The following is a 10,255-nucleotide window of genomic DNA, read 5'->3' on the forward strand; positions in this document are numbered from 1 at the left end:
ATAACATATATTGAAAATTTATTAAAAGGATGGGTGCTTCATGAATATTGGAAGTTTTCGCTTACCATTTTTTGAGAAAGAAACTCAAAACGTTATGCACCAAGATCTAGAAGCCTCTGAGATAATCAGTAATTTCTTACTTACCCATATTCCTATTAAAACTAATATACCACTCATTCTCGTTTGTATCGGCACAGATCGCTCTACAGGTGACGCACTCGGCCCATTAGTTGGTACAAAACTTGAACAAATAGACATCCAAAACCTCCAAGTATTCGGTACACTAGATGAGCCAGTACATGCGCTAAATTTAGAAGATAAAATTCAGAATATACAGAAAGAATATCCTACTGCATTTATAATTGCTGTTGATGCATGTTTAGGAAAGTCCCAAAATATCGGATCAATCACTACTGGAAAGGGACCTAGTAAACCTGGAGCTGCTATGAATAAGAAATTACCTGCAGTTGGTGATTTGCACATACACGGTATCGTCAATCTAAATGGGTTTATGGAGTTTTTCGTTCTTCAAAATACAAGATTAAGTTTAGTCATGAAAATGGCTGATGTAATCGCAAAAAGTATAAAAGAGACGGATCAAAAATTATCCGCATTAAAAAAAGCAAACCATCTATAAATAATAAGATGGTTTGCTTTTTAATTTTTCTGTGCTAATAGTTCTAAAATACGATTTAAATCTTCTTTATTAAAAAATTCAATTTCGATTTTACCTTTTTCTTTTTTCGTCTCTTTAATTTTCACATCTGTGCCAAACTTTTCTCTTAAGAACGTTTCACGTTCCACGAAAAATATATTTCGCTCTTTTTTCACTTTTTTTGTTTCACGTGAAACGTGTTGATTAATCTCTTGGACGATTTTCTCTAATTGACGAACATTTAATCCTTCTTTTTCAATGCGTTTCAATAAGGACTTCAATTGTTCTTCATCTTTTATCGTAAGTAAAGTTCTCCCATGAGCCATTGAAAGTTGACCATTTGCAATCATATCTTGTACGAAAGAAGGTAGGCTTAATAACCGAGTATAATTTGCAATGTAAGGTCTGCTTTTACCAAGACGTTTCGCTAATTGTTCTTGCGTTACATTTAGCTCATTCATTAACATCTGGTATGCCATTGCCTCTTCCATAGGATTTAAATCTTCTCGTTGTAAGTTTTCTAACAACGCAAATTCCATCATTTGCTGTTCAGTTAATTGTCTTACAACCGCAGGTACTTTTTCTAAACCAGCCTCTTTTGCAGCACGAAATCGTCTTTCACCTGCAACAATTTCATATCCTTTAATACTCTTCCTAGCAATTAATGGTTGTAGAATACCGTGTTCCTTAATCGAAATTGCTAATTCCTGAATCGCCTCTTTATTAAAGTGTTTACGCGGTTGATATGGATTCGGCCTTAATTCAGTTACAAGAATCTCCTGAATTGTTTCCTCTTCTTTCACATCTAAATCAGGAAAAAACACATTAATTCCTCTTCCTAATCCTTTAGCCACCTGCAATCACTTCCTCTGCTAAATCTATATACACTTCTGCTCCTCTTGATTTAGCGTCATACTGCATAATAGGTTTCCCATGACTTGGAGCCTCGCTCAAGCGTACATTACGCGGAATAATCGAGCGATATACTTTATCCCTAAAATACTTTTTCACTTCATCTATAACTTGAATCCCTAAATTTGTACGGGCATCCAACATTGTTAACAATACACCTTGAATTGCTAAATTTTTATTTAAATGTTTTTGTACAAGTCGAACTGTATTTAATAGCTGACTTAACCCTTCTAGTGCGTAATATTCACACTGTACAGGAATAATAACAGAATCTGCTGCTGTTAATGCATTAATCGTTAATAACCCTAAAGATGGGGGACAGTCGATAATAATATAGTCATATTCATCACGAACTGGCTGTAATGCTCTTTGCAAACGTACTTCCCGGGAAATAGTCGGTACCAATTCAATTTCAGCACCAGCCAATTGAATTGTAGCGGGTAGAACATCTAAGTTTTCAGTTGCGGTTTTCTGTATAACCCCTTGAACATCTGCATCTTCCACAAGAACGTTGTAAATACATTGATCTAATTCAGATTTTTCAATTCCCACACCAGTCGTTGCATTTCCTTGAGCATCAATATCTACAAGAAGGACTTTTTTACCTACTTGCGCCAATCCAGCCCCTAAATTAACAGATGTTGTTGTTTTTCCAACACCGCCTTTTTGATTAGCAATAGCAATGATTTTTCCCATGATGTCACCTACTTTCAACCTTTCTATCTTATTCTAGTAACAATTACGTTTATTGTAACATGAAATAAAACTTTTTCTTTTACGTCCTTTATTAAACTTCAAAATTTATTTCTAAACTCCTTCTTCATTTAACAAGAAAATATAGTAAAAAAGACCTCTCCAATAGGATAAGGTCTCTAGCACGTCATTATTATTTTTTCTTTGGAATTTTAATTGTAATTTGATAGTACTCATCAAATTCTTCTTCCTCAGAATTAACATTCAAACCACTTTCAGTAACCATTTGTAAAGATTGTCTAATTGTATTCATAGCAATCCTCGTATCTCGACTTACTGCTTTTTGCTTTGCCTTACGCTTCGGTTTCGCTTCCTCTAGTAACTTCGCAATTCGTTCTTCTGTTTGCTTTACATTTAGTTGTTTCTCCACAATTTCCTGTAAAACCTTCAGTTGTAATTCCTCATTTTTTAAAGGAATGAGAGCGCGGGCATGACGTTCTGTAATGCTTTTTTCTAATAATGCACTTTTTATTTCTTCAGGCAACTTTAACAAGCGCAACTTATTTGCGATTGTAGATTGTCCTTTTCCAAGTCGTTGTGCCAATGCTTCTTGTGTTAAATTATGTAACTCAATCAGCTTTTGATATGCCACAGCTTCCTCGATTGCCGTTAGTTCCTCACGTTGCAAGTTTTCAATTAAAGCTACAGAAGCTGTCTCTGTATCATTTAAATTCTTTATAATTGCAGGAACCTTTTCCCAACCTAACTTTGTTGCCGCGCGAAAACGTCTTTCTCCAGCAATAATCTCGTACTTATCATCCTCATATTGCCTTACAACAATCGGTTGAATAAGTCCATGTGTACGAATTGTTAATGCTAACTCATCAATACGCGCATCATCAAAAACTGTTCTTGGTTGATAACGGTTAGGGGTAATATTTACTATCGGAATTTCTTGTATTTCTTCATATACCTTTTTATCTATCTCTTCATGGCTTTCGTCTTGTAATTCGAATTCGCTCTCTTTATCTCCAAAGCCAAATAAACGAGAAAACGTATTTTTCATACATATTCCACCACCTTTTAGGCCTATTGACTATTCTCCATAAAATGTTTCCTATGAAACATTTACGTTTTCATTTATATAATTTAATCTTACGTCTAATAAGATTTATTTTTCAATAGGTAATTTATTGGGTGTTCCCGGTTTGCGTGGATATTTCTTTGGTGTCTTGCGCTTTTTCTCGATTAATAAAATATTACGTTCACTCTCTTCAAATGGTAATTGGAAAGTAGACATCTCTTTCAACTCTCCGCCTAGCACCTCTAAAGCATACTTGCCATTTTCAATTTCTTCGTTTGCTGCTGCACCTTTCATTGCAATGAATGTTCCTCCAACTTTTACAAGTGGTAAACATAGCTCACTTAATACAGAAAGACGCGCAACTGCACGTGCCATTACAATATCGTATGATTCACGTACACCTTCTTTTTTCCCAAATGTTTCAGCACGATCGTGACAAAATGCAACATCACTTAATTCTAACTTTTGGGCTAAGTGATTTAAGAAATTAATACGTTTTTGCAATGAATCTACAATTGTTACTTTTAAGTGCGGGAAACAGATTTTTAAAGGAATACTTGGGAATCCAGCCCCTGCACCAACATCACAAATTGAGAATGGTTTTGAAAAATCATAATAAAAAGCAGCTGTAATGGAATCAAAAAAGTGTTTTAAATATACTTCTTCTTTTTCTGTAATAGCCGTTAAGTTCATTTTTTCATTCCACTCTACTAATGTTTCAAAGTAGATTTTGAACTGCTCTAACTGTCTAGAAGAGAGGGTGATTCCCTTCTCTTCTAGCATAGATTGAAATTGTTCTATGTTCATCTAGCAATATCTCCTTACTATTTATTGGTTCGATACGCGTGCAATTTTTCCTTGTTCTATATACACAAGTAAAATGGAAATATCCGCTGGATTTACGCCAGAAATACGTGAAGCCTGCCCCATTGAAAGTGGACGAACATCTTTCAATTTCTGTCTAGCTTCTGAAGCAAGGCTAGAAATCGCATCATAATCAATATCTACAGGGATTTTTTTACTCTCCATTTTCTTCATACGCTCTACTTGCTGTAAAGATTTTTCAATATACCCTTCATACTTAATCTGAATTTCAACTTGTTCTTTAACTTCATCACTTAATTCTACTTCACTTGGTACTAAAAGATGAATATGCTCATATGTCATCTCTGGACGACGTAATAAGTCACTTGCACGTATTCCATCTTTCAATTCACTTCCGCCAATATTGCGAATTAATTCTTGAACTTCAGGACGTGGTTTAATAATAATGCTGCTTAAACGTTCCTTTTCCTGTTCAATTTGTAATTTTTTATTTGTAAATCGCTCATAGCGCTCTTCTTTAATTAGTCCAATTTCACGACCAACTTCAGTTAAACGAAGATCAGCATTATCGTGGCGTAATAATAGACGGTATTCTGCACGAGACGTTAATAAACGATATGGTTCATTTGTACCTTTCGTTACAAGATCATCAATTAAGACGCCAATATAAGCATCCTCGCGACCTAAAACAACTTCTTTTTTACCTAAAGAACGGCATGCTGCATTAATTCCAGCCATAAGCCCTTGTCCGGCCGCCTCTTCGTAACCAGAAGTTCCATTAATTTGTCCTGCTGTATATAAATTTTTAATCTTTTTCGTTTCAAGTGTTGGCCATAGTTGTGTTGGCACAATTGCATCATATTCAATTGCATAACCTGTACGCATCATTTCAACATTTTCTAGGCCTGGAATTGTTCTAAGCATGTCACGTTGTACATCTTCTGGTAAGCTTGTGGATAAACCTTGTACATATACTTCTTGTGTATTACGCCCTTCTGGCTCTAAGAAAATTTGATGACGTGGTTTATCATTAAATCTTACTACTTTGTCTTCAATAGAAGGACAGTATCTAGGGCCTGTTCCTTTAATCATACCAGAATACATAGCTGAACGATGTAAATTTTCATCTATTAAACGGTGTGTTTCTGTACTTGTATATGTCAACCAACATGGAATTTGATCCATAATAAATTTCGTTGTTTCAAAAGAGAACGCACGTGGCTTATCATCACCTGGTTGAATTTCTGTTTTACTGTAGTCAATTGTATTACTGTTTACACGCGGAGGTGTCCCTGTTTTAAATCTAACAAGATCAAATCCAAGTTCTTCTAAATGCTCAGATAATGTAATAGACGGTTGCTGATTATTTGGACCGCTTGAATATTTTAAGTCGCCCATGATAATCTCGCCGCGTAAAAATGTTCCAGTTGTAATTACAACGGTTTTTGCTGTATATTCTGCACCAGCTTGTGTAACTACCCCTTTACATACACCTTCTTCAACGATTAAACGCTCTACCATTCCTTGGAACAACGTTAAGTTTGGTGTTTCTTCAATTGTTTTCTTTAATTCATGTTGGTAAGCGAATTTATCAGCTTGCGCTCGAAGTGCACGTACGGCTGGTCCCTTACCTGTATTTAGCATACGCATTTGAATATGAGTTTTATCAATATTACGTCCCATTTCTCCGCCTAATGCATCAATTTCACGAACAACAATCCCTTTTGCTGGTCCACCAACAGAAGGGTTACATGGCATGAATGCTACCATATCCAAATTAATTGTTAACATTAATGTTTTTGAGCCCATTCGTGCTGCCGCAAGACCAGCTTCACATCCTGCATGACCTGCACCGATTACTATGACATCGTATGAACCGGCATTGTATCCCATTGTTTATTCCTCCTAATAATCTCTATCTTTCTACAACTTCACTATATTATTTTCCTAAACAAAATTGAGAGAACAACTGGTCAATTAAGCTTTCATGCACTGTGTCCCCAGTAATTTCACCAAGTATTTCCCACGTTCTTGTTAAATCAATTTGTACCATATCAATTGGTACACCATTTTCAATCGCCTCAACTGCATCACCGATTGTTTTTCCTGCTTGTGTTAATAATCCAATATGTCTCGCATTAGAAACATATGTCATATCTGCAGAATCAATTGTTCCTTCAAAGAATAAATCAGCTATTGCCTTTTCGAGTTCATCTATTCCTTGTTCCTCAATTAAGGATGTTGTAATAACACGATTTCCCGCGGCTAACTCTGTAACACGTTCCATATCAATCGCTTGCGGTAAATCAGTCTTATTCACAATAACAATAAAGTCTTTTCCTTGTACCGCACGGAATAGATCTTCATCCTCATTTGTTAAAGCCTCGCTATAGTTGACAACAACTAATACTAAATCCGCTTGGCTCATCATTTCTTTTGAACGTTCCACACCAATTCGTTCAACAATATCTTCTGTCTCCCGAATACCGGCTGTATCTATAAGTTTAAGAGGTACACCACGCACGTTAACGTACTCTTCAATAACATCACGAGTTGTTCCTGCAATATCAGTTACAATTGCCTTTTTCTCCTGAACAAGACTATTTAATAACGATGATTTCCCAACGTTAGGTCTACCGATAATTGCTGTAGCAATACCTTCACGTAAAATTTTCCCTTGTTTTGATGTTTCTAATATTTTTTCGATTTCCGAACGAACATGCGTCGCTTTCTCAATTAAAATATTATGTGTCATCTCTTCTACATCATCGTATTCTGGATAATCTATATTTACCTCAACATGAGCTAATGTTTCTAATATTTCTTGACGCAAAAGACCAATTAATTTAGATAATCGCCCTTCCATTTGATTAATTGCTACATTCATCGCACGATCTGTTTTTGCTCGAATCAAATCCATAACAGCTTCTGCTTGTGATAAGTCGATACGTCCATTTAAAAAAGCACGTTTTGTAAATTCGCCCGGTTCTGCCAATCGTACTCCTTGTGCTAGAATAAGTTGCAATACTTTATTTACTGAAACAAGTCCACCGTGACAGTTAATTTCCACTATATTTTCACGTGTAAAAGTCCTTGGTGCGCGCATAATAGACACCATAACTTCTTCAATAACTTGATTTGTATCTAAATCAACAATATGACCATAATGAATAGTGTGAGAAGGAACCTCTGTTAAATCCTTCCCCTTAAAAATACGATCAACTTTCTCAACCGCATCATCCCCACTTACTCGAACAATGGCAATTGCACCCTCTCCAAGCGCTGTGGAAATCGCAGCAATTGTATCAAATTCCATGTCCTTTCACCTCACTTGCTTATTTATCTCTATTTCAACATGATTATTTCTTTCACTAAATTATTAGGATACCATAACGAACCTATCTACAAAAGAAGAATAACTCATTTTATTATATCCCCATGTAAAAAACACTAAACTTATTCACAGTGGATAAGTTTAGTGTTTTTTAGTTATCCACATCTATTTTCCGCTCAAAAAAACCGGCACTCATTTGAGCAACCGGTCATTTAGGAGATATTACAACATGCCGATGTGGTTCATTTCCTTCAGAAGTTGTATTGATACCTTGATGATTTGATAATGCCTGATGAATAATTTTTCGTTCAAAAGATGGCATCGGTTCTAAAATAACTCTTTTTTTCGTATTAAATACTTGTTTCGCTAATCGATAAGAAAGTGATTCTAACGTACTTTTTCTTTTACTACGATAATTTTCAGCATCTAGTGTAATACCGATATACTGCTTCGTGTTACGATTCGCGACAAGTTTTGTTAAATACTGTAAAGAGTTCAATGTATTACCTCTTTTCCCAATTAAAACACCTACATTATCACCAGAAATTGTGAATTCGATTTCGCGTCCTTTTACAATTTTACTAATCTCGACTTCCACACCCATATCGTGAATAACATTTCTTAAATATTCTTCACATTCTTGAATTGGATCTTTCTTCAATACAACTACTACTACTGCAGGGCGATTCCCAAATAAACCTAAGAATCCCCTTTTACCCTCATCGACAATATTTATATCTACTCGATCTTTTGATGTATTTAATTGCCTTAAAGCATCCTCTACTGCCAGCTCGACTGTTTGTCCTTTAGCAGTAATTACACTCACTTGCTTGAGCCTCCAGCTTTACCAGCCTTACTAGCCTTAATCTCTGGCCCTTTAATAAAGTACATTTGAGCAATACCAAAGATATTACCAACAACCCAGTAAAGTGATAATGCAGCTGGGAAGTTAATTGCAAAGATTAAAATCATAATCGGCATAAGCCAAAGCATCATTGCCATTTGTGGATTTTGACCAGCTGTTCCTGCCATTGCAAGCTTTTGCTGAATAAATGTCGTAATTGCTGCAACGACTGGTAAGATATAGAACGGGTCTGCATGTCCTAAATCGAACCATAAGAAACTATGTTGTTTAATTTCAGCTGTTCTCATAATCGCATGATAAAACGCGAATAAAATAGGCATCTGAACAAATATCGGTAAACATCCTGCCAATGGATTTACACCATTCTTTTGATATAACTGCATCATTTCTTGTTGTAGTTTTTGCTGTGTTGCTTGATCTTTAGAACTATATTTCTCTTTTAACTTCACCATTTCTGGTTGTAACGCTTGCATTGCCTTTGTACTCTTTGTTTGTTTAATCATTAATGGCAATAATGCAAAACGAATGATAAGAGTTGTAATAACAATTGCTAAACCGTAATTACTGTTAAATAAGTCGGCAAAATACGTGATTAACTGAGAAAGCGGATATACGAAATATTCATTCCAAATCCCAGTACTTTTCGATGTAATCGGCTGACCCGTTTCACTACAACCGGTGGCAATCGCCATTAATGCAACGACCATGGCTAGTAAACCTAATTTCTTTTTCAAAGCCTACTCCTCCTTGTATCGGTATGTATATAGTGTAATTCATTTCCTTACGCTACTTTTTTATTCTTTTCATACCAGAGCGTTTAAAGACATGAATTAAGCTTTTCTTTACTTCTTCATATGTCATCTCTGCACAAGGCTTCCTTGCTATTATAACAAAATCTTTTCCAGAATCTATCTCATCTTTTAACTCTGTAATAGCCTGACGGACCATGCGCTTAATTCGATTACGAACTACTGCATTTCCTATTTTCTTGCTAACAGAAAGGCCGATGCGAAAGTTTGGCTGTTCTTCTTTATCTAATTGGTATACAACAAACTGACGATTTGCATTTGATTTTCCTTTTTGAAAAACCGCCTGGAATTCATCATTCTTCTTTATACGATGTTTTTTCTTCATATCAATTGACACTCCTGTATTTCATCAGCGGAAATTCACTATTATTAGAAAAAAAGACCACTGAACGATCAGTGGTCTACGCAGATAATACTTTTCTTCCTTTACGACGACGAGCTGCTAGCACTTTACGTCCGTTCGCTGTGCTCATACGGCTGCGGAAACCATGTACTTTGCTGCGCTTACGTTTATTTGGTTGGTAAGTTCTTTTCATTATATGACACCTCCCTGAGGAATATCTGTTAAAGACAGTCCTATAAATTATAGTTAATTAACTAGGAAAATGTCAATGGTTCTAGAAATTTTCATCAAATATTCATTTTGAACCTATTCACATACTTTTTCACAGCACCTATATTTCCTTGTGGATAAATATTTTTTCGCGTTTTTTATATCCACAAACTTTTTTCACACTTTTACACAGTATATCGTGTTGTGGACAAGTTTATTCCACAAGGTATTGATTTTGTGGATAACTTTCTTAAATTCATTGCTATAGCCACTTTTTTTTGATATTATAGTTGTGTTTTCACTTTGAATAAGTTTTCCACATCTTTATCTTATCCACAATTTGTGTATAACATGTGGACAGTTTTAATCACATGTGGGTAAATAGTTGTCCACATTTGCTTTTTTTGTCGAAAACCCTATCTCATATACAAACGACGTTTTTAGGTTTTAAAATACGTTTCGTATAAATATACATTTTATATTTATTAGGTTGTACATTTGTTGCGCAACCTTATTCTTTTACCA

At 35.3% G+C, this 10,255-nt stretch carries 11 protein-coding genes; 1 reads left to right on the forward strand and 10 read right to left on the reverse strand.

Annotated elements, in window-relative coordinates:
- Positions 1–40 precede the first annotated feature (40 nt).
- Positions 41–637 carry a spore protease YyaC gene (gene yyaC, locus V6946_RS29295; RefSeq protein WP_001020712.1) on the forward strand — a complete coding sequence of 199 codons (597 nt, stop codon included), beginning with the start codon at positions 41–43 and terminating at the stop codon, positions 635–637.
- Between the two features lie 20 nt (positions 638–657).
- Here the strand turns inward: yyaC and spo0J are convergent, their stop codons facing one another.
- The 10 genes from spo0J to rpmH all read right to left on the reverse strand — a co-directional run bounded on the left by spo0J (position 658) and on the right by rpmH (position 9,713).
- Positions 658–1,509 (reverse strand): stage 0 sporulation protein Spo0J, encoded by an 852-nt coding sequence (gene spo0J, locus V6946_RS29300; protein ID WP_001051832.1) that lies wholly within the window; start codon positions 1,507–1,509, stop codon positions 658–660.
- On the reverse strand, positions 1,502–2,263 hold the full coding sequence (gene soj / locus V6946_RS29305; RefSeq protein WP_000516114.1) for a sporulation initiation inhibitor protein Soj: 762 nt from the start codon (positions 2,261–2,263) through the stop codon (positions 1,502–1,504). The genes spo0J and soj overlap by 8 nt, the downstream gene beginning before the upstream one ends.
- Positions 2,264–2,453: 190 nt before the next feature.
- Complete coding sequence (noc, locus tag V6946_RS29310) at positions 2,454–3,326, reverse strand: nucleoid occlusion protein (protein WP_000799016.1); 873 nt, start codon at positions 3,324–3,326, stop codon at positions 2,454–2,456.
- A 105-nt stretch (positions 3,327–3,431) separates the two neighbouring features.
- Positions 3,432–4,151: a 16S rRNA (guanine(527)-N(7))-methyltransferase RsmG gene (gene rsmG / locus V6946_RS29315; RefSeq protein WP_001019628.1), complete on the reverse strand. Its 720-nt coding sequence runs from the start codon at positions 4,149–4,151 to the stop codon at positions 3,432–3,434.
- A 21-nt stretch (positions 4,152–4,172) separates the two neighbouring features.
- Positions 4,173–6,062, reverse strand: coding sequence for a tRNA uridine-5-carboxymethylaminomethyl(34) synthesis enzyme MnmG (gene mnmG, locus V6946_RS29320; RefSeq protein WP_000541031.1), 1,890 nt, complete (start codon positions 6,060–6,062; stop codon positions 4,173–4,175).
- 46 nt (positions 6,063–6,108) lie between these two features.
- Positions 6,109–7,485 (reverse strand): tRNA uridine-5-carboxymethylaminomethyl(34) synthesis GTPase MnmE, encoded by a 1,377-nt coding sequence (gene mnmE, locus V6946_RS29325; protein ID WP_000393754.1) that lies wholly within the window; start codon positions 7,483–7,485, stop codon positions 6,109–6,111.
- A gap of 226 nt (positions 7,486–7,711) precedes the next feature.
- Positions 7,712–8,329, reverse strand: a complete 618-nt coding sequence (jag, locus tag V6946_RS29330; RefSeq protein ID WP_006919856.1) for an RNA-binding cell elongation regulator Jag/EloR — start codon at positions 8,327–8,329, stop codon at positions 7,712–7,714.
- Complete coding sequence (gene spoIIIJ / locus V6946_RS29335) at positions 8,326–9,102, reverse strand: YidC family membrane integrase SpoIIIJ (RefSeq protein WP_000727738.1); 777 nt, start codon at positions 9,100–9,102, stop codon at positions 8,326–8,328. The genes jag and spoIIIJ overlap by 4 nt, the downstream gene beginning before the upstream one ends.
- 52 nt (positions 9,103–9,154) lie before the next feature.
- Entirely contained in the window at positions 9,155–9,502 is a 348-nt protein-coding gene (gene rnpA / locus V6946_RS29340; protein ID WP_000726621.1) for a ribonuclease P protein component, read from the reverse strand.
- 76 nt (positions 9,503–9,578) lie between these two features.
- Positions 9,579–9,713 (reverse strand): 50S ribosomal protein L34, encoded by a 135-nt coding sequence (gene rpmH / locus V6946_RS29345; RefSeq protein ID WP_000831901.1) that lies wholly within the window; start codon positions 9,711–9,713, stop codon positions 9,579–9,581.
- Between the last annotated feature and the right edge of the window lie 542 nt (positions 9,714–10,255).

Origin of the sequence: Bacillus sp. PPSBB_2, assembly GCF_045291115.1 — a bacterium.
GTDB classification, from domain to species: domain Bacteria; phylum Bacillota; class Bacilli; order Bacillales; family Bacillaceae_G; genus Bacillus_A; species Bacillus_A cereus.

Coding starts and splice junctions, on each gene's coding strand:
- mnmG (WP_000541031.1), bottom strand. CDS start 6,062: ATGGGATACAATGCCGGTTCATACGATGTCATAGTAATCGGTGCAGGT.
- noc (WP_000799016.1), bottom strand. CDS start 3,326: ATGAAAAATACGTTTTCTCGTTTATTTGGCTTTGGAGATAAAGAGAGC.
- rnpA (WP_000726621.1), bottom strand. CDS start 9,502: ATGAAGAAAAAACATCGTATAAAGAAGAATGATGAATTCCAGGCGGTT.
- rpmH (WP_000831901.1), bottom strand. CDS start 9,713: ATGAAAAGAACTTACCAACCAAATAAACGTAAGCGCAGCAAAGTACAT.
- soj (WP_000516114.1), bottom strand. CDS start 2,263: ATGGGAAAAATCATTGCTATTGCTAATCAAAAAGGCGGTGTTGGAAAA.
- rsmG (WP_001019628.1), bottom strand. CDS start 4,151: ATGAACATAGAACAATTTCAATCTATGCTAGAAGAGAAGGGAATCACC.
- mnmE (WP_000393754.1), bottom strand. CDS start 7,485: ATGGAATTTGATACAATTGCTGCGATTTCCACAGCGCTTGGAGAGGGT.
- yyaC (WP_001020712.1), top strand. CDS start 41: ATGAATATTGGAAGTTTTCGCTTACCATTTTTTGAGAAAGAAACTCAA.